Origin of the sequence: Paraburkholderia sp. DD10 (assembly GCF_049177125.1) — a bacterium.
Taxonomy (GTDB): Bacteria; Pseudomonadota; Gammaproteobacteria; order Burkholderiales; family Burkholderiaceae; genus Paraburkholderia; species Paraburkholderia terricola.
The window spans coordinates 2646861-2666514 of record NZ_CP185392.1; the positions used below are offsets into that span (position 1 = coordinate 2646861).

Here is a 19654-nt window from a genome sequence, read left to right on the forward strand (position 1 = left end):
GAAGCACGATACACGCACTGCCAATGCGCCCGACGTAATGTAACCGCCTCGATTTAGATCTCTTAACAACGTTTTATTGCGTGGCGCGGCAGAAGCATTGCTAGACTGGGCCGCGCGCCGGACATCCGGCAATCCGGCGCGCCATTGCGCATCGATCGCCACGCAAGCGGTCGATGCATTCTCCCCCGCCCAGGCAAGCAAAGGAAACGCCATGACGAATCGAATCTTGACGACCGCCGCCGGTGCGCCGGTCGGCGATAACCAGAACTCCGAAACCGCCGGCCCGCGCGGCCCGATCACGCTGCAAGATTTCTGGCTGCTCGAAAAGCTCGCGCACTTCGACCGCGAAGTCATTCCAGAACGCCGTGTTCATGCCAAAGGCTCCGGCGCATTCGGCACGCTCACCGTCACGCACGACATCAGCCGGTACAGCAAAGCGAAGGTGTTCGAAGTCGGCAAGGTCACGCCGACGTTCATGCGCTTTTCCACCGTGGCGGGCGAGCGCGGCGCGGCCGATGCGGAGCGGGACGTGCGCGGTTTCTCGGTGAAGTTCTATACCGAAGAAGGCAATTGGGACATTGTCGGCAATAACACGCCGGTGTTTTTCATTCGCGATCCGCTCAAGTTCCCCGACTTCATTCACACGCAAAAGCGCAATCCGCAAACCAATTTGCGCGACGCCAACATGGTGTGGGATTTCTGGTCGCGCAATCCGGAATCGCTGCATCAAGTCACGATCTTGATGAGCGACCGCGGCATCCCGAAGAACTACCGGCAGATGCACGGCTTCGGTTCGCATACGTTCTCGCTGATCAATGCGCAAAACGAGCGCTTCTATGTGAAGTTCCATTTCAAGTCGAAACAGGGCATCGAAAACTATACGAATGCCGAGGCCGCCGAGCTGATCGGCCGCGATCGGGAAAGCGCGCAGCGCGATCTGTTCGAGCAGATCGACAAGAAGAACTTCCCGCAATGGCGCTTCTGCATTCAGGTGATGACGGAAGCCGACGCGCATGCGCGCGCGGAAAATCCGTTCGACATCACCAAGGTGTGGTCGCACAAGGAGTTTCCGCTGATCGACGTCGGCGTGCTCGAACTGAACAGGAATCCGGACAACTATTTCGCCGATGTCGAGCAGGCCGCTTTCACGCCCGCCAATATCGTGCCGGGCATCGGCTTCTCGCCGGATCGCCTGTTGCAGGGACGGCTCTTCTCATATGGCGACACGCAGCGCTATCGGCTCGGCATCAACCATCATCAGATTCCGGTGAATGCGCCGCGCACGGCGAACCTGAATTCCTATCATCGCGACGGCGGCATGCGCACGGACGGCAATCTCGGCAACACGCCGAACTATGAGCCGAATCGGTTCGGGGCATTCCCGCAGGACGCCTCGGTGAACGAGCCGCCGCTCGCCGTGGATGGCGCGATCCAGCGCTATGACCATCGCGAGGACGACGACTACTACAGCCATCCGCGCGCGTTGTACAAGCTGTTCGACGCGCCGCAGCGCGAGCGTTTTTTCCGCAATATCGCCGAAGCGATGGCGGGCGTCGCGCCGGACATCGTCAACCGGCAATTGGCGCTGTTCGACAAGGTCGACCCCGGTTACGCCGAAGGCGTGAAGAAGGAACTCGGCAGGACGAAGCCGGTTTCGGAAACGGCGTTGCCGTAAAACAGTTGGGACGGCTGGGCGCTGGCGCATGCGCTTTTATCCGATCTTAAGTCTGGCTTAATTCTTCCCTGCAACCATGGCGCTCACCATCCCCCTGTTGAGCCGCCAGAGCATCGGCGGCGCTTTTTTTAAGGGGTGTCGCCGACGCGCCGAAAGATGGGCTGCATGCCTGCGAAGAAGGAGTCAAACCATGGTTGAAGATACGGTATTTGCGCATCTGCGCGCCATGCCCGGCAACGAATGGGTGCGCCAGATCCACACGTGCAAGGTCTCGGACCCGCTGCAGCATCCTTGGGGACGTTCGTATCGCCTCGTCGAATGGACGATGAAGCACACGCCCGAATCCAGCCGCCGCGTGGTGCCCGCGGAAAGCACGCCGTTCGAAATCGCCCAGGCCGTGGTATCGCACATACCGGGCCGCCGCTTCTGCCAGCATGGCGACGAATAACGCCTGCTCGCACTTCGCCGCAACTGAAATTTTCATTATCTGGCGCGCGCGTGGCGTTCTAATGCGGAACGCTCACGCGCTATGCCAGCGCGCCGTTTTCCTACCCAACCAATCGCGTTCGCGATAGGCCCGCATCTGGCAATGCTTGACAGTCACGTGGAACGATCACGCCTATGATCGGCGCTTCATTCGCCACGTTTGACGGTCATGCCATGAACTATCCGTACGATCTCCTTACCGCGACCTGCCTGTTCATCATTGCGGTTTCGACCTCGATCATGATCGCGTTGTGCTAACAGCCCGAAGTTCTTTTCGCAGGCGCGATGCGCGGGCAAACCGCGCGGGCGGGTCAAGTCAACGCGTTTGCGTGGCCACACGCAGGCCGAGCGAAATGAACAGCACGCCGATGATCTTGTTTTGCCAGCGAGTCAGCCATGTCAGACGCTTGACGAGCCTGCCCAGCGGCCGGATGGTCAACACGATCAGCGTCGTATAAAGCGCGCTCATGCCAACGAAGATAAGTCCAAGCGTCGCGAATTGAAGGAACGAAGAGCCGTGCTCCGGGCGCACGAACTGCGGCAGGAACGCGAGGAAAAAAAGCGCGGTCTTGGGATTCAATACTTCGGCGGGAATCGCCTGAAAGAAGGCTTTGGAAGCGGACACCGACGCGACGGCCGGCCTTTGCGCGTTCGCCTGCTTTTCGCGCAAGGCGCGAATGCCCAGATAGACGAGGTACGCCGCGCCGACGAATTTCACGGCGTTGAACGCAAGCGCCGAGGTCATCAGCAAGGCCGACAGGCCTACCGCCGCTCCCAGCGTATGAACGAAATCGCCCACGGCGACACCGAGGCCGGTGAGAATGCCGGCCTTGCGGCCACCGTGCACGGTACGCGTTAAAACCAGCAGCACGGCTGGACCCGGAATCAGAAAGAGTCCAAGTACGACGGCGATGAAGGTTCCCAAGGTGGAAAGATCGAGCATGTTGTCTCCTTTGACGCGCTGGGTTTCATGGACGGGATGCGCGTTCAGTGAGGGATTGTAGTCGAAGGTGCCGGGTTTCATCGGCGTGCAGCGTAGCGTGGTAGACAGGCGCGCAAAGTGCGCGGGATGCGCCGTTTTCCAAGCCGCCAGTGGATGCGGAGAACGGCGACGCCATCTTACATCCGCGTTTTGCCGGTTCGCCGGCTGCGATCCGTTACCATTGCGCTCACGGAGCCACGTGTGTCCGCAATTTTCCTTCACCGAAGTCCTTGCCTTGCCCACCTATACCTTGCCTGCGGCGCTGACCGCGGAACTCGAAATCCGCAAGAGCCGTTTCATCGCGCACGCGATACCGGTTGCCGACCGCGACGCGGCGATGGCCGAGTTGCGTCGTCTGCGCGACGAGCATCCTGCCGCGACGCATGTGTGCTGGGCGCTGCTGGCGGGCGGCCAGTCCGGCATGTCCGACGACGGCGAGCCCTCCGGCACCGCGGGACGGCCGATTCTCGAAGTGCTGCGGCATCATGATCTGGACGGCGTGCTGGCCGCCGTCGTTCGGTATTACGGCGGCGTGAAGCTCGGCGCCGGTGGCCTGGTGCGGGCGTATACCGATGCGATTGCTTCCGCCTTACTGAATGCGCCGCGGATCGAGAGAATTGCTCAGGTCTCGTTGACTGTCGAGGTCAGCTACGCCGATGAAGCGAAAGTGCGGAGATGGCTCGAAGCCGAGGAATATGCGCTTGTCGATAGCGCGTACGGGATGCTCGTGAGGATGACGATCCGCTTGCCGGTCACCGCGATGGACGACGCCAGGCGAGCGCTCGTGGATATGACGCAGGGAAAAGCCGGGTTCTTCTGAAACGGCTTCGCGGTTTTCAGCGTGCTCGTCTGCCGGCACGCCGCGCGCTGATTAACAAGACGCGCTTGCGCGGCCCGCTGTTACCATGCTGCCCTCCACCGCGATGATTCATTAAAAAGGTGCTCCTCTGACCTCGACCGCCGCTTCTTCCCGCACAGCGCCTGAGTCGCAGCAACGAATCCAGTCGCTGCGGCAGACCTTCAGTCCTTCCTGCCTCGCATTGACACGCACCGTGCTCAAGGGCTGCGGCGCCGTCGCGCTACCCTTGATGCTGTCCGCCTGCTCATGGTCGTGGTTCGGCCTGAATGCCGCGTCCGCGCCTCACCCAGTTGCGCATTCGCAGCCCACGGGACGGCTCATCGTCGCCCCCGCGCGCGACTTTGCCTACCTACCCGCTCGCACCGGACGCGTCTCGCCGAACCGCATCGAAAACACGGCAATGACCAGCATCGTGCTAAAAGGCGACATCAACGAAGCGGTGCGCAACGGCATCGCGAACAGCTTGCAGGTCGCCGGCTTTCATCTGAACGACGACAGGAAGGTGCTGAGCGGCAGCATCGAGAAATTCACCGTGGACGACGCGCGGTCGCCGGCATTCTGGACGTTGAAGATGCGCTATGTGGTGACCGATGCCGCGACTCGTAAGGTCGTGTTCTCAACCTCGAAAACGGTCAGCCGGAAGTCGCCTAAATTCACCAGCAGTCCCATCGCTATCGAGGATACGGTGAAGCTGAGCGTTGACGCGTTGATTAGTGATCCGGGGTTTGTTAAGTCGGTGAATTGAGGCGTCGTTGCATGGATGCAAGTCGGTTTCGCTACAATCATCCAGGAGTGTCGCGAGAGCCTGCCGTTGCGCCGCGCGATGCGTCGAAATGCCTGTTCATCGTGCGAGCCTGTCATGTCCATCACCGCCTGGCTATTTTTTCTGCCCGCCTGCTTCGCGATCAACCTCGCGCCCGGACCGAACAATCTACTGTCGATTAACGTGGCCGCGCGTCACGGTTTCATAACCGCTTTCGTTGGCGGCACTGGCCGGCTTGTTGCGTTCGCATTGATGCTGGTGCTTGCCGCAACGGGACTCGCTGTTGTGCTACATGCATCCGAGTGGTTCTTTCTCGCCATCAAACTGGTTGGCGCCGCTTATCTGATCTGGTTGGCGATTCAACTGTGGCGCAGCGACGCCCCTGCCATCGACTCGACACAGCAGGACGAGGCATCGCTCGGACGGACTGCACGTCGTGAGTTTTTCGTGGCCGCCGGCAATCCGAAGGCGATTCTCGTGTTTACCGCGTTCCTACCGCAATTCGTCGATATCGCGAAGCCGATACTGCCGCAGTTCGCCGTGCTGGGCGCGAGCTTTCTCGTGCTCGAGTGGGTCGCGATCGCGCTGTATTCGTGGGCCGGGATGTATCTTGGGAAATGGCTGGTACGGGTTACGGTTCGTCGGTGGTTTAATCGTTGCTGCGGAGCGTTTCTGGCGGGGGTTGGGGTGAGTTTTTTGTTGGTTCGGCGGGGGTGAGGCGTTGAAGGGGCGCAGGTTTGTCTTAAATCACCGTTACGCGGGATAATAAAGTCCTTGCCAAACAACGCTCCGAACGAATGAACCGGATTAAACGTTACATCGCTACGGCACTCGCCTTCGCTCTTGGCGAGACGCTGGTCTGCGTCATGTTATTGACCGCGCTCGCATGCAAGCTGACCGGAAGCATCAGAAAATCGCAGCCGCCGCGTTAAGCCTCCGTCATTGCTTGCCAAAGACAGTCAACGCCGCGCGTAGCGCCGGTTTTTGGGTATCGGACGCATCCACCAAGCCAAAATTGCGCTCGCGTGCATTTTTGCCATGCGCTGTATCCTGCCATTCGTAGATTGAAATCAGCGGCGTCCTCATCGAATTGCGCTTTAGGAGAAACGACTTGATGTCTGCCGCCTGACCGGCGATACCCCCATTGCGCCCGGAGGAAACGCCCCACTCTGTGATAACCGCCGGTAGTCCATATCGGGAACGCACGTACACGGATGCTTCTCGAATCTGCGATTCGCTCATGCCGTACGCGTGATATGAAACCGCGTCGATGCAATGGCTCGACGGCGATTGAATGCTTTGCAATAGCTTATCGGAGTGGGACCCGGAGGCAGGAACCGTCGCAAAACCGAATCCGATGACAGGAGTCGTGCCGAGAACGGCCCTCAACCCGCTGCACACCGCCTGCATATAAACTGGAAATGTGGAATCGACATCGCCAGTTGGCCAGAACGTGGGCAACTCCGGTTCGTTCCAGAGTTCAACGGCGAGCAGATCGCTACCATTTGCGCCAGCCAGGCTGCCCACTACGTTGATCAGTTGCTTCGCTGAGTCGCGCAGTTGCGCATTGCGCGCCGCCTCATCGTTCGAAGACCTCGCGAGCGGGATCGTCGAACGCACCGTCAGAAGGACGGGTAAATCTGCCGCTTGAGCAGCGTTAAACGCGTCAGTCACCTTCTTTTGGTATTCCGCTGTCTGCATTGAATTCGTCCACACCCCAAAGCGAACGAAGCTAAATCCGGTGGCTTTGATCTGTTTCGCCGTGGTCGGCGTAAACCGCTCGATCTTTACCTGAACGCCAACCTTGGAGGCGCCTTCGTGATCTGAAATCCAGTCTTGCTTCTTCGCCTGCACTTGCATGGCGGCGCTGCACATGCAAAACGCGATCACGCCTACTTTCGATAAACGTTGAAATGAAATCACCTGATAGTCACTCCAAGAGGTTCCCGTCGTCCAAACCAGCGATTCAGCCACGCAAGCACGGGTTTCTCAATCCGACGGTGACACACGTTACTGGCCGCGCACACCACAGCGATCACGATGAAGACCGTCGCCGCGCCATTCCACGAGTTCAGATTCGTCTGCATCGTCAACACCTTTCGCAGAAAGCCGACGACATAGGGATGCAACAGATAGATCGCGTAGCTGGCAGCCCCAAGGCGAGCAACAAGCCTGCTCCGCGTGCTCCAGCCTCCCGTTTCCATTGCGATCAGGGACGTGATGAACGCGAACGCCGGCACGCCATACACCGCCGTGCGCATAAATCCGCTTGGTGCGCCATACAACATGAAATACGCAGGCATCGCTGCAAGGCTCGCTACAGCGCTGACCAGCCAGAACCACCGCGAAATACGCTCGACTCTCGCCAATTGCACGGTCCAGTACGCGAGGACCCCTAGGCAGAATTCCAGCAGAAATGGTTGCCCGAGGTAGTCGACGATGAGATTCGATGGTTTGACCAGCGCATTGAGCAAGCTATATAAAGCAAGCGCGGCAGCTGCAACCGCCGTAGCGAAGCGCGGACGTACCACGCTGATCGCGACTGCGATGACAAGATAGAAAAGCAGCTCGTATTCGAGCGTCCACCCATTGAGGTTGAGCGGTCCCCAATGACCGTTGTCCTTTACGTAAGGGATGAATAGGAGCGACTTCACTAGGTATATGGCGTCTGCAGTCGTCGTGTTCAACCAGTGCGGCCTGATCGTTGCAATGATGTATACGCCGATAGTCGACAGCCAATAGAGCGGCAGAATGCGGATGAGGCGCTTGCGCAGAAAGTCGCGCCCCTCGCCCGGCGCGACGAGCGACATGATGAAGCCACTGATTACGAAGAATATGTCGACGCCGCATTGTCCGAACGGCAATACACCGAGGTGATAGGCGACGACTACAAGCGCGGCGAGCGCGCGTGCGCCCTGCACGTTGTCATAAACTCGCGGCCGGTCAATTATCGTGCTCATGGGTTAAACGCCTCTTCGGTTGAGCCATATCGCTGTTGAGCTGCCGATGACTGTGGTTGAGAATCGACCGGCGGATAACCCGCCGGCGTTTGGCCATTCGGGGCCCGCGAGCGGACAGCCAGAGCGCTGAGCCGCCATGCACAAAAGAGCGCGACGCTGGAAAGGTGCCGTGTGTAGCTACCCAGATCCGGCTCGAACAGCATCGATACGGCCATGTGCCCGATGACAAGGCTGGCGAGCACATCCATCGCGCGTGTGTCGATGCCCGCCGCGAGGCCGCTCTTGCGGCCGAACACGGCGCCGATTGCGATCCATACGAAGATCAGCATCACGAACTCCTTGGGCTCAGGGGAAAACAGCACGGGAACGTTCAGTCTGAGGATCGCGTAGAAATAGTCTGCGCAGAATGCTGCGAACGAGGTCGGCTCCAGCAGGTTGTAGAAGCCGGTGCGCGCGCCGTAGGGCGAGCCCGCGACCAGATAGTCGACTGCCATATCGCGCGGATGCAACAGTACGTAGTAGGTGGCATCCGGCAGCAGGTACAGCCCCGCCACGCCCGCGAGAACCAGAAACGTCTTTAGTCGCAGCGATGCTGAGCGGAATATCCATGCGCCCGCGGCAACCGCGAGAATCATCACGAAATAGATACGAACCGTTAACGCGTATCCGAGATAAAGCACCGCTGCGGCGAGCGCGACATGCACCACACTCCACCTTCGGGCGATCAGAACCAGCACCACCGATATCAGGACGACGAGCGTGTCCTTGCTGGCCACGAACAGATTGAAGAACACGCATGGCGCGATCAGCACCATATTCATCAGCAGGCCGCCGAGGCGCTTCGAGCTTCCAACCATCAGCCAGATAAATAGCGCACCGATACTCACCACAAAGACATTGGTACCGAGATCACCGAGCGAAGCATAAAACTTCGCAACTGCGTCGAAAGACGTATCTTGATACGTGTTCGAGCCACCGATCTGCGACTGGATCTTCTCCGAATCGCGGAACACGAACTCGGGCAAAAACACGCCCGCCTTCGCGTACATCATCAGATACAGCAGGATGGATAGACTGGCGATGAGCCGGATGACACCCACGCTGAGCCGCGGACCGGCGTTAAGTGCCTTACGAAACATAAAACGCTTCCTTATTGCTGTCCACGACGACGGGAGTCTCGCGGGCACGCATGACGATCAGCACCAGTATCGCCACGATCCCCACACTCGCCGTCAGGTGCGCCAATGCCGCGCCGATTGCGCCCAGCCGCGTGACCAGCATCCATTCGAGCGGAATACTTACGACCGCCACAACCGAAATCGCAATGACAACCGGCTTCCCGAGGCGCAGCGCGACCGCGCCACTCCAGAAAACGTCCGCGATGGACCTCAGAACGAACGAGACGAGCAGCGTGAGCAGCATCATGAGTGCCGGGCCGTCAGCGGGTTCGCCAGCGAGCCGAAAGATCGGCTGGCTGGCGAATAGAATCCCAGCGACGGCAAGGATCGAAATGCAGGCGCTCGATCGCGCCGAGGCTCGCAGCACCGTCCAGAAGTCACCGTCGACCGCACTCAGCGCGCGCACCAGCCGTGGTCCCGCCGTCACGACGATCGTCGCGTAGGCGATCGTCTGGATCGAGTTTGCGATCGACCACGCGAAAACATAACGCCCGAGTTTGTCCGCCGTCACGACACCACTCGCGAGAAACCGCTCACCGTATTGCAGACCGGATAGCACGGTCGTCGCGACGAAAAATGGCAAACCGGCGATCCACACCGAGCGGACGCTTCGCGCGCCGTCGGTGGCAGGTGTTTCCCGCTGCAATCCCGCCTCGTGCCCTGCATGCCCTGAACGCCACACGCACCAGCACGCCGCGACCGCGGCGATGACGTTCGTCCCGCACCACAATGTGAAAATCATCTCGACGGAACGGACCCCGCCGGCGAGCAGGCCGACAATCGCCACACCCGCCCATGCGCCGGTACGGATGAAAAGCAGCGCCGACCCCAGCCTCGGGCGATGCAGCGAAAAGACGTACGAGGTCGTCTCAAGCCCCAGATGCTCGGAGAACGCCACGAGCACCACGCCCCAGAGAATGCCAGGCGTGATGCGATGAAATACATCCAAACCCGCGCTGTCGTACAGAAACGCGACGATGGCGGCAATCACCGCGTACACGACGCAATAGAGCAGGAGCAAACGGCGCGCGTCGCGGATCGCGCCCACCGGGTTCACGCTGCTCAGTCGCCGGTTGATCTCGGTGCTGAATCCCAGACCGAGTAATTTGGACGATACGACCGATACGGCGAGCGCCAGACCATAATCGGCCACGGCTGCGAATCCGAGCGTGCGTGCGACGACGATCGTCAGCACGAATTTCAGCGCCAGCGATGCGATGCGAAGCGTCAGGCGAATGAGCAGGTGCATGACAATACCGCGCTATGCGTTTCTCGCGGTGCGCAGCGCGGCGAGAATGCTGTCCCGTCCGCTGCGGATCCGCTCGAAACCCGACGAGGCGTTCGCCCAGAAAGCGCGAATCGCATCCGGCGCCATGATCGTCGCGGCAACCTTCCCGGCATCGAAGTCGGCCGCGTTGGCCACCCAGTCGTGCAAACCGAGATCAGCATACGCACCGAAACCCTTGCGCTCATAGCTGAGGTGATAGGACGGCACGCCATTCAGCACCGACTCGAGAGCGCCATGCAGGCGCACCGATACCACGACGTCTGGCGTGTCCTTCACGAGCAAGTCTTTCAGCGTCGTCGGTTCGCCGTCGATGCCGATGCTTCGGTAGTATGCAAGGTCGTCGTTGCCGCGGCCCCTACTTTGCACGGCAAAGCTGATCCGGCACGTTTCGCCCAGCTGATGGATCAACGTTCGCGTGGCGCTCTCGTAGCGCCCGCGCTGCTGCGCACTCCAACTCGGCGCCCGCCGTAGCACGAACGCTACATGGCTGACGGCAGGACGGGCCTTCCGTGCGCGCGTCATGATCTGCTCGCTGCGCCGTTCGAAATCGAGCACCGCGAGATCGGGAGCCCGCAGGGTGTTCGCATTGCGCTCGAGAAAGGCCAATGAGCGGTTGTCGCGAACGAACACGGATGAAAACCCGCTGAGCATGCCCGACAGATGCGAGCGCAGCGGTTCCGCTGGCATAGTCGGTCCGATGCTTTGCGGCAGATACACGGTCGGTTTGTCAGCGAGACGTGCCGCGCGCATCTGCAGCAGATGGCCCGCTTCGAGCTTGAGCGCCTCGATACAGTTGCGCGCGCGCAGGTATCCGCCTCCCACGCCGACGACGAGATCGGCCGACTTCAGAAGCTGCAACAACGCGCGCATCCGGCCGTTGCTGTCAATGGGAAACATAAGACCGGCCGCGCCGGCCCCAAGACGGGTCATGCCACTGTCCGCAAGAACTGGCGCCGGATAGACATCGGGGTACTGGGGGAACGAACCGGGATCGGCCGCGACGATCGATACGCGCGTCCCCTCGCCCAAAGCCTCGTTCAGCAGAGTGACCGAGAGGTCGACGAGCAGTCCATCGCCCGAATTCCTTGAGCTGTAAGCGTGAAGGAGAACCACGTGCGTTTGGGTTGCCATCAATTGCTCTCCTTGAGCAAACGCCTGTAGAGGTCCACCGTGCGATCGATCATGGCGTTAGCGGAAAAACGCTCAACGGCCCGTTCGCAATTGCGGCCCATGTGTTCGCGCATCATCGGATCTTGGGCGAGCGCGGCTATGGCGTCCGTGAACACCGTCATGTCGTCTGCATTGGGAACCACGAATCCCATCTGTTCCGCGTCAACCAGTTCGGCCGCGCCGGAGACCCGCGTGGCAACGATTGGGACGTGCGCTGCCATTGCCTCGAGGACGACATAAGGGAAGCCTTCATAACGGCTGGATAGTGCGAAGATGTCGAAGGCGGAGAAGTAGCGACGCGCCTCCGGGAACAGCCCCAACACACGCATGTTGCGCGGAATGGCGTCGGCGCTCACACCCGACGCGGCAACGAAGTCCCCCGGCCCCATCACCGCGAAAATGACGTTATCGATTCCACGGTCGAGCAGGCTTTGGGCAACCCGTACCAGCCGGTCGACACCCTTCTGGAAATCCAGCCGCCCCACGAATCCGACAACGACCGCGTTGCTCGGCAAGTCCAACGCCGCGCGGGCTTCGACGGCTGGAAGCAGCATAGGGGTTGGTACGCCGTTGAAGATCGTCTCGATCTTGTCCGCGGGTATGCGCAATACCTGCCGCAAATGTTCCGCTTCATCGAGCGAAACAGCGATAATTCGGTCGCTGCGCATGCGACCGAGAAATCCTTCGACCAGTCCATAGAAACGGCGTTGCGCACGCGGCAGATACGGATTGAGCGTGTAAACGGCATGTGGGGTGTAGACCTGTTTCCACGGGCCTAAGCACAGACGGGCGAGCGCACCCGCCTTTGAGCTGTGACTGTGAACGATGTCTGGCTTGATCTTTTGCAGACATTTGAATAAATGAGCGAAGGCGATCGTATCGGAACTGCTGATCGAGCGGACCATCGGCAGCCGATGAACCGTATCACACTGTGCGAGAACATCGTCCGCCAGAATTACGCCGTCAAAACGAGCTCCGATGGGAATCACCAGGTGAACCTCGAAGCCCCCGCGGGCGCGCAAGCCGCGTACCATATCAGCGATATGGACGGCTACGCCGCCACCCGCCGCTTCGACCACGAGCGCCACACGTAATGCGGGCTCCCGCGAGTTCCGACGATCTCGCAGGGCAGTCCGACTACCGTGGGCGACAACTGATTGCGATCGTTCAGCGGCAACTGCTGTATTGACTCGCATCACCGCCCCAGTCCAAGACGCACCAATATCTGACGCCAGCGAGATACTAGTGCCGGCTGCGCCTCTTCGTACCGGTACTGCACGTACCGATAGGCTCCGGTCTTTCGGCCGTAGCTTCGCCTTCCGGATTTTGGATCGAGGCCGTTAAGAAGTGCACCAGCCACTGAAATACCAGAGTGCGCAAATCGCTTGACCGATTCCGAGAGTTCCGCCACGCGAGTGCGGCCGGCTCGTGCAACGAGCAACACCGTCGCGCAGTGGTCTGCCAATACCATCGCGTCGGTTACGGCCAGAACCGGCGGCGAGTCGACGAGCACTACGTCGTAGTTACGTGCGCTCGCATCGAGAATCTGCCCCACGCGTTCCTGGATGAGCACCTCCGCTGCGCTACCTGGCAGCCCGCCCGTGGCAATAAAGTCCAGATGCGGGACCACGTCGCGATGAATGACCTGATCCAGCGCAAGCTTCCCTGCAACGACGTCCGTAAAGCCACGCTCGCGCTGCCGACCGAAGTATTGATGGAGATGGCCCCTGCGAATATCCCCGTCGATGACCAATACGCGCTTGCCACTTGCGGCCAGCAGCGCTGCGAAATTCGCCGACACGAATGATTTCCCAACGTCGGGCGTAGGGCCGGAAATGAGGACCACGTTATTTTTCGCGTTCAGCATCGCGAACTGAAGTGCCGTTCGCAAGCTTCGAAGACTTTCGACCGCAGGTTCGTGCGGATAGGCTTGCACCAGCAGACGGACGTCCAACGGGTGAGTGTTACGCTCCTTATTGAGTTGCTGTTGATAGCGCGACTCCGGAATCGTTGCATACACGGTCAGGCCGGCGTGGCTCTCGATCTCCTCCGCCTCGGCAATTCCGGCGAACAGGTAGTTGTGAACAAAAGCAAAACCAACACCCAGTAACAGCCCGAGCAACGTGCCGATAGCGATCGTCACCGGGCGGTTAGGAAAGGCGATTTTTTCAGGAACTACCGGTGAATCGACGAGGCGCACGCTTCCTGTCTTGCCCGCCTTGACCAGTTTCAGTTGCTGAACGTTATTCAGCAGCGCCGCGTAGAGATCCGTATTGACTTTTACATCCAGCATCAGACGCACAGCATCCTGCTGAACATCGGGCAAGCGCTCTATCTGCTGGGCGAATACGCTCTCCTGGGCGCGAAGTGTGGCGATCTGCGCGTTGAGCGCAATCACTTCAGGATGTGAACCGGTAAACCGGGAGGAGAGTTCGTCGCGCTTCTGTTGCAGTTCGAGCATGCGCGTCTTTGCATCCGCCGTCTGCTGAAGTGCGATTTTGGCTTCCTCCGTCAAATCGACGGACCCCCGCTTATTACGCAACAGCGTGTAGCGGACCTCGGCATCCTCAAGTTGCTTCTTGAGCACCGGGACTTGCGCATCCAGAAATGCTAGAGATTGCGCAGCGTCGGCCACCTTGCGTTCGATGTTCTGCTTCAGGTAGTAACGGCCGACCGCCTGCATCTGGTCCCGAATCATGACGGGATCAGTTCCCCTCAGGGTTGCAATGAGCACGCCCGACGATTTGATCTTCTCCTTGACGTCAAGACGGCTCTGCATTTCCGTGATTGTGCCAAGGCGAGATTTCCGGGACAGTTCGAACTTGGTGCCTGGTGCCGCATTGAACGACCTCACGAACAGCGTCATCGGCCCATGGCTGGTCTGAATCACCTCGACCCGGCCAGCCCGGCCAACAAACGGATTCTCAAGAATCCGACCGGATAGGCTATAGCGGCCCGTAGAAAGCACGGTAAGCGAGAATCGGTCACCCTCCACGCGCGTCGGGACGTCGAACTGAATAATGTCGGCGTGTTCCGCGCCCCACGCCCAGCCACCGATACCAAAAATACCTGGGCGCATTGCCGTGTCACTGACGCGTGCCACAAAATCGCCGATCAGCGGGAAACGGCTCGGGTGCACCGTGATATAGCTATGCAGTTCGTCGACAACGCTGGTCACGACGAGCCGCGAGGCCATGATCTGCTGCTCGGCGGAAGTCGGCGAGTTGTAGTTGAACAGCGACGACACGTCGCCCAGCAGGCTCTGGGCAGCAGCCATACCGTTGCCGTCCTGAGCTAAAGTCGGAACTGGTGTACGGGGGAGTTAAGGCGGGAGATTGAAGGCGGTGGAGGTTTCAGCTGAGAATCTGATTGTCGAAGTCGGAAACCAGCAAACAACAAACCATCCACCATGAACAAGTTTACGGAAAAAGAAGTCGTCGGTCTATCGGCGGCCGGTCTGGGTCTGGACGAACTGGTGCGGCAGGGAGCGCGGCAGGTGATTCAGCAGGCCATCGAGGCGGAGCTGTCGGCGCTATTGGAACGGTTCGAGAACGTCAAGACCCTGCACGGCCAGCGTGCCGTGGTACGCAACGGCTATTTGCCGGAGCGCGAGGTGCTGACAGCAGCCGGCCCCATTCCGGTGAAGGTGCCGAAGGTTCGGGATCGATCAGGATCAGGTGTGAAGTTCAATTCGTCGATCGTGCCGCCGTACGTGAGGAAATCGCCGCGCGTGAGTGCCGCGTTGCCGTGGCTGTATCTGAAAGGCATCTCGACGGGCGACATGAGCGAGGCGCTGAGCGTGCTGCTGGGAGATGACGCCAAAGGCCTGTCGGCCAACGTGGTGAGCCGGCTGAAGGCGCAGTGGGCCGATGAGCATGCCAACTGGAGCCGGCGTGATCTGTCGAAGTCGCGCTACGTCTATTGGTGGATCGACGGCATTCATACCGGCCTGCGTAGTGAGAACTCGGACGGCCAGTGCCTGCTGGTGATCATCGGCGTCAGGCCGGATGGGCGCAAGGAGCGTGTCGCGATCGGGGACGGGTATCGCGAGTCGAAGGCGTCATGGCAGGAGCTGCTGCTCGATCTGAAATCGCGTGGCCTGCAGACCGGACCACTCCTGGCAGTTGGGGACGGCGCAATGGGCTTCTGGGCGGCGCTGGAAGAAGTGTTTCCTGCGACACGCGGCCAGCGCTGCTGGTTTCACAAAATGGGCAACGTGCTCAATGCACTGCCGAAGTCGCAGCAAGGCCGCGCGAAGGCGGATCTGCAGGCAATCTGGATGGCCGCGACGCGCGCCGACGCGTATGTCGCGTTCGATCGTTTCGTGACGGTCTATGCGGCGAAATACCCGAAGGCGACTGAGACGCTGAAGAAGGACCGGGAGAGTCTGCTGGCCTTTTACGACTTTCCGGCCGAACACTGGCAGCACCTGCGCACGACGAATGCGATTGAGTCGACGTTCGCGACCGTGCGTCATCGCACCACGCGCACGCGCAACTGCGTGTCGCGACCGACCTTCCTCGGTCTGGCATTCAAGCTGATCGAGGAAGCCGAGAAAACCTGGCGCCGCATCAACGGCCCTGAGCAGATCAAGCTGTTGCTGGAGGGCATTGCCTTCAGGGACGGCGAGCCGGTGCAAGGCGATCAACCGGTTCAGCAGAAACTCGCCGCTTGACGTCGCCGGCCATTAACCGCCCATACACCAGACTTGACCTTATCTCTGCCGTCCTCAACCTGAACCGAAATGTCCGCCTGATAGCGTGGCGGAAACAGAAAAGCGAAAGCGGTCGCAAGTGCGGCGCAAGTGAGGCAAATCTTGAGAATGGCACTTCGGTACTCGACCAGGACGTCCAGTACCCCGATGAGATCTAGCTCATCGTCATTTTTTAACGCCTCGTTCTCAGGCGACTGCAACGATTTCATTGTGAACAAAGGTGGGTGTTTTGAGGGAGTGTCAAGGCAAAGTCTTGTCGGTACGCGAAACCGGCATAACGGCTGTACCGGATACGCCCGCGATGCGGAGGGACCAGCCTTCGACGCCGGCCTCGATGAGGCTCAGACTTTCTTCGAATGTCGCCCGGTCCCTGCCGTATGGGTCCGGAATGTCGAATCCTGCCAGGGAATCCCCCGGGGGATTCGAGAAGTCGCCGAGTCGATATACGCGTCCAGACAAAAACGGGAATCGACGCTCGAGGTACTGCCTCTGCCGATGGCTCATGACAAGGACAAGATCGGCGGATGCCGCCATCCACCCCACCAACTGCCGGGCACGGTGCGCACGGATATCGAGACGGTGTTCGCGCATCAGGCTTATGGCATGAGGATCCGCTTCACGGCCGATCAGCGCCGTAATACCGGCGGACTCCACAGTTACGGACTTAAGGCGCCGCGAGAGGAGAGCCGCCGCCATAGGACTGCGGCAGATATTGCCGGCGCATACGGCCAGCACGCGTTCAATCATTTCGCAATAACTCCCGCGGTCAACCCCGTGCTAATCAACGGCATCAACAGACTCAGCACACGATTGAAGCGAACGAGACCGCTGCCATCCACATACACGACGTCTTTCGGTTGCAGATCGAAATCCTTGGCCAGCAGCATCGCGACCGGCGAGCGGCCATCGAGGTGAAATACTTCGGGCGTCCCGCTCAACGAACCACGAACCACGAACATCTGCGCGGCATCGGCAGTCGATGCGTTGACGCTACCGGCCTGCGACAATGCGTCCGCGAGCGTGATGCGTCCGGTTCGACGCGGAATCGCTGATACGGGTTTGTTCACCTCGCCCATCACGTACACATCGTTTTCGTCTCGGGACACGACACGCAGCAAATCACCGTGTTTCAGATAAAGTCGTGACGGGCTCACTCCTTGGGCCAGCAATTGCGTCATGTTGAGGCGATGCGATTGGCCGTCGCGTACCAGCACGAGGTCACTCTGATCAGCGTTTTCATTGAAGCCGCCGGCACGACCGATTGCTTCATAAAGCGTCATGGGCACGTCATTGACAGCCAGCGCGCCGGGGCTATGCACCTCTCCGTCGACATAGATCTGACGCGCACGGTAAGAAGCCATTCGCACAGTGACCTGTGGTTTGACGAAGTACTTCGCGAGCGCCGCGGTCAGGCGCCGTTGTATCTCCTCGGTACGCAGCCCTGCCACATCCAACGTGCCTGCATACGGAAAAGTCAGAGTGCCGTTCTGATCGATAATGAAACCGGCAAGAGGATCACCAGGTCGCGGCGAGGACTGCGTTTGCGAAGTACCGAGCGCGGCTGCGAATTCGGGGTGATCCCAGACAACGATCTGCAGCACATCACCGGGCCCGACGGCATAGGCCTGCGGCGCTTCCGAAAGTAGCTGCGAAAGCTCCAGTTGCTGTTGCTTGCGGGTTTGAGCGAGGCTCGAGATGAGCGCTGCATCAACCTTAGTGATCGCGATGTCAGGCGTGCCTGGCGTCGCATTGGCTTTTTCCTGAATCACGTCTGCGCCGGCGGCATTCGAATTGCTCGATGCATCCTGCACTCGGGAGGTTTCCATCCGCATACCCGGCGCCACCGCGCACGCGCTGGTCAGCAGCGTGACGGCCGCCATAAGTGCCCCAAGCCGATACACCGGCCGCGACTGAATTACCGCTAACATCGTGTTCAACCTATTCAAGCGAGCAAGCCGTAGCTTTGCCCTCGCTGCCCGAGTTCGGGCAGACGTCATTCGTGTTTCATTGAGATACACATCGCCGGACGCGTCACCGCACGCCGGAGAAAATGCGCGGACATCAATACGCATTCCGATGCACCAACCCCTTCACCACCGTCGCAAGAACGATGCGCATATCCAACCCGAACGACCAGTTCCGCAGGTAATACAGATCGTGTTCCACACGCCCCTGCATCTTTTCTATCCGGTCGGTTTCTCCGCGAAATCCGTTCACTTGAGCCCACCCGGTGATGCCCGGCTTAATCCTGTAACGATGGATATAGCCGTCGACGATGGACCGGTATTGGTCGTCGTGTTCTATTGCGTGCGGCCTGGGTCCGACCACCGACATTTCGCCACGCAGCACATTCAAGAATTGCGGCAACTCGTCAAGACTCGTACGGCGCAAGAAAGCGCCGACGCGAGTGATGCGCGGATCTCCGCGTGTAGCCTGACGAACCACGCCGGGCTGCTCCGCATGCGCGCTCATCGAACGGAACTTGTAGATGCGAAAGACACGCCCGTCCGCCCCCTTGCGCCGCTGGGTAAACAGAACCGGTCCTTTCGATGTCGACTTGACGGCCACCGCAATCGCCGACATCAGCGGTAACAATGCAATCAGGACCGCCGCGGCAAACAGCCGATCGAAAATCGCTTTCTGAATCAGGGCGTAGGGAGTCATCGGCGAGGCCATCAAATTGATAGCAGGCGCGCCGATCAGGTCCACGACGTTCCGGTCGAACATCGCAAGGCCGCGTACGTCGGGAATAAAGCGCAAATTGACGAGGTCGCCGCTGAACTCGTCGATGATCCGCAATACGGTGCGCTCTTCGGACATCGGCAGCGCAATCCATACTTCCTCGATCCTTTCGCGGCGCACCCAATCCGCGAATTCACGCAAGTGCGCAAACGACGGCAAGCCCGGAACGTCCGGCTCGCTACCCCGTCGCGTGTTGAACGCCCCGACCGCTCGGAAACCCGCGCCAGGCGACTTCACAATGTTGGCGATCACGCTGTCGCGATGCGCGCCCGCGCCGACCACGGCGACCGTGCGCAAATAGCGCCCGGCGCGCCTCATTCGCTGAAGCACTGCATGCACGAGCAGCCGCGACGCCACCAGACCCGTTGCCGTCATCACGGTCCAACTCACGCACCAGATTCGCGAGATCGATGCTGTGCGATGAAGCAGAAACATCAAGGCAAGGCCGCAGACCTGCACGATGATCCAGCCGAACACAATGTTCAGACTCAGATGCCATTTGGAGCGGCCGCGCCATGAGTCGTAAACACCGAACAACGGCAAGAGCAGAATGCCGAGCGCCATATCGAATGCGACAAACGCACCCTCGACAATCAAGTGCCCCGAGTCCGGCATGAAGAAATGCGACGCCAGAGCCGCGCCCAGCGGGATCAGCATCACATCGAGCAGGCGCGCCAGCACGCCCTCTTTATCGACGAAGTTACGCGTACCGGCTTGACGAATCACGATCGGCATCGTGCTTGGCTCTAGCATCCAGCCAGGCAGCAACGCCGAGAACCGGTTTCGACACGCGGCAAACCTCGCACCGGTACGAGAGACGGCAATTCAGCCAAACGC

At 59.9% G+C, this 19654-nt stretch carries 19 protein-coding genes; 7 read left to right on the forward strand and 12 right to left on the reverse strand.

The annotated features are described in order from the left end of the window. Positions 1–211 precede the first annotated feature (211 nt). The 3 genes from ACOCG7_RS12060 to ACOCG7_RS12070 all read left to right on the forward strand — a co-directional run bounded on the left by ACOCG7_RS12060 (position 212) and on the right by ACOCG7_RS12070 (position 2419). Positions 212–1675, forward strand: a complete 1464-nt coding sequence (locus ACOCG7_RS12060) for a catalase (RefSeq protein ID WP_154872576.1) — start codon at positions 212–214, stop codon at positions 1673–1675. A 190-nt stretch (positions 1676–1865) separates the two neighbouring features. Further along, positions 1866–2123, forward strand: coding sequence for a DUF2866 domain-containing protein (locus ACOCG7_RS12065; protein ID WP_073427244.1), 258 nt, complete (start codon positions 1866–1868; stop codon positions 2121–2123). Between the two features lie 173 nt (positions 2124–2296). After that, entirely contained in the window at positions 2297–2419 is a 123-nt protein-coding gene (locus tag ACOCG7_RS12070; protein ID WP_268802016.1) for a hypothetical protein, read from the forward strand. A 58-nt stretch (positions 2420–2477) separates the two neighbouring features. Here ACOCG7_RS12070 and ACOCG7_RS12075 read toward each other — a convergent pair whose 3' ends face one another. Further along, entirely contained in the window at positions 2478–3104 is a 627-nt protein-coding gene (locus ACOCG7_RS12075) for a LysE family translocator (protein ID WP_073432968.1), read from the reverse strand. A 238-nt stretch (positions 3105–3342) separates the two neighbouring features. Between ACOCG7_RS12075 and ACOCG7_RS12080 the strand changes: the two genes are divergently transcribed. The 3 genes from ACOCG7_RS12080 (at position 3343) to ACOCG7_RS12090 (ending at position 5482) form a co-directional block, all read left to right on the forward strand. After that, positions 3343–3963 carry an IMPACT family protein gene (locus ACOCG7_RS12080; protein WP_374709812.1) on the forward strand — a complete coding sequence of 207 codons (621 nt, stop codon included), beginning with the start codon at positions 3343–3345 and terminating at the stop codon, positions 3961–3963. A 232-nt stretch (positions 3964–4195) separates the two neighbouring features. Then, positions 4196–4747: a hypothetical protein gene (locus ACOCG7_RS12085; RefSeq protein ID WP_073432966.1), complete on the forward strand. Its 552-nt coding sequence runs from the start codon at positions 4196–4198 to the stop codon at positions 4745–4747. Positions 4748–4861: 114 nt separating this feature from the next. Further along, positions 4862–5482: a LysE family translocator gene (locus ACOCG7_RS12090; protein WP_083081302.1), complete on the forward strand. Its 621-nt coding sequence runs from the start codon at positions 4862–4864 to the stop codon at positions 5480–5482. A gap of 222 nt (positions 5483–5704) precedes the next feature. Here ACOCG7_RS12090 and ACOCG7_RS12095 read toward each other — a convergent pair whose 3' ends face one another. The 7 genes from ACOCG7_RS12095 to ACOCG7_RS12125 form a co-directional block, all read right to left on the reverse strand. Beyond that, positions 5705–6688 (reverse strand): cellulase family glycosylhydrolase, encoded by a 984-nt coding sequence (locus tag ACOCG7_RS12095; RefSeq protein ID WP_152035383.1) that lies wholly within the window; start codon positions 6686–6688, stop codon positions 5705–5707. Then, complete coding sequence (locus tag ACOCG7_RS12100) at positions 6685–7725, reverse strand: acyltransferase family protein (protein WP_421375610.1); 1041 nt, start codon at positions 7723–7725, stop codon at positions 6685–6687. The genes ACOCG7_RS12095 and ACOCG7_RS12100 overlap by 4 nt, the downstream gene beginning before the upstream one ends. Beyond that, positions 7722–8864, reverse strand: coding sequence for a hypothetical protein (locus ACOCG7_RS12105; protein ID WP_073428497.1), 1143 nt, complete (start codon positions 8862–8864; stop codon positions 7722–7724). Before ACOCG7_RS12105 ends, ACOCG7_RS12100 begins: the two co-directional genes overlap by 4 nt. After that, positions 8854–10152: a lipopolysaccharide biosynthesis protein gene (locus ACOCG7_RS12110; RefSeq protein ID WP_083081308.1), complete on the reverse strand. Its 1299-nt coding sequence runs from the start codon at positions 10150–10152 to the stop codon at positions 8854–8856. The genes ACOCG7_RS12105 and ACOCG7_RS12110 overlap by 11 nt, the downstream gene beginning before the upstream one ends. A gap of 12 nt (positions 10153–10164) precedes the next feature. Further along, positions 10165–11322, reverse strand: coding sequence for a polysaccharide pyruvyl transferase family protein (locus ACOCG7_RS12115; protein WP_083081310.1), 1158 nt, complete (start codon positions 11320–11322; stop codon positions 10165–10167). Further along, positions 11322–12449: a glycosyltransferase gene (locus ACOCG7_RS12120; protein ID WP_186814032.1), complete on the reverse strand. Its 1128-nt coding sequence runs from the start codon at positions 12447–12449 to the stop codon at positions 11322–11324. Before ACOCG7_RS12120 ends, ACOCG7_RS12115 begins: the two co-directional genes overlap by 1 nt. Positions 12450–12556: 107 nt before the next feature. After that, a complete protein-coding gene (locus tag ACOCG7_RS12125) occupies positions 12557–14638 on the reverse strand; it encodes a polysaccharide biosynthesis tyrosine autokinase (protein ID WP_421375614.1) in 2082 nt (693 codons plus the stop codon). A gap of 132 nt (positions 14639–14770) precedes the next feature. Here ACOCG7_RS12125 and ACOCG7_RS12130 point away from each other — a divergent pair, with 132 nt between their 5' ends. Then, on the forward strand, positions 14771–16036 hold the full coding sequence (locus tag ACOCG7_RS12130) for an IS256 family transposase (protein ID WP_421375170.1): 1266 nt from the start codon (positions 14771–14773) through the stop codon (positions 16034–16036). Here ACOCG7_RS12130 and ACOCG7_RS12135 read toward each other — a convergent pair. The 4 genes from ACOCG7_RS12135 to ACOCG7_RS12150 form a co-directional block, all read right to left on the reverse strand. After that, on the reverse strand, positions 16015–16284 hold the full coding sequence (locus ACOCG7_RS12135; protein ID WP_421375616.1) for a Wzz/FepE/Etk N-terminal domain-containing protein: 270 nt from the start codon (positions 16282–16284) through the stop codon (positions 16015–16017). The two genes, ACOCG7_RS12130 and ACOCG7_RS12135, sit on opposite strands and share 22 nt — an antisense overlap. Before the next feature lie 31 nt (positions 16285–16315). After that, positions 16316–16822, reverse strand: coding sequence for a low molecular weight protein-tyrosine-phosphatase (locus ACOCG7_RS12140; RefSeq protein WP_073428501.1), 507 nt, complete (start codon positions 16820–16822; stop codon positions 16316–16318). Further along, the gene (locus ACOCG7_RS12145) at positions 16819–17955 is read right to left on the reverse strand and encodes a polysaccharide biosynthesis/export family protein (RefSeq protein WP_421375618.1); all 1137 of its coding nucleotides are present in this window, start codon (positions 17953–17955) and stop codon (positions 16819–16821) included. The genes ACOCG7_RS12140 and ACOCG7_RS12145 overlap by 4 nt, the downstream gene beginning before the upstream one ends. 181 nt (positions 17956–18136) lie before the next feature. Further along, the gene (locus tag ACOCG7_RS12150; protein ID WP_421375620.1) at positions 18137–19552 is read right to left on the reverse strand and encodes an undecaprenyl-phosphate glucose phosphotransferase; all 1416 of its coding nucleotides are present in this window, start codon (positions 19550–19552) and stop codon (positions 18137–18139) included. Between the last annotated feature and the right edge of the window lie 102 nt (positions 19553–19654).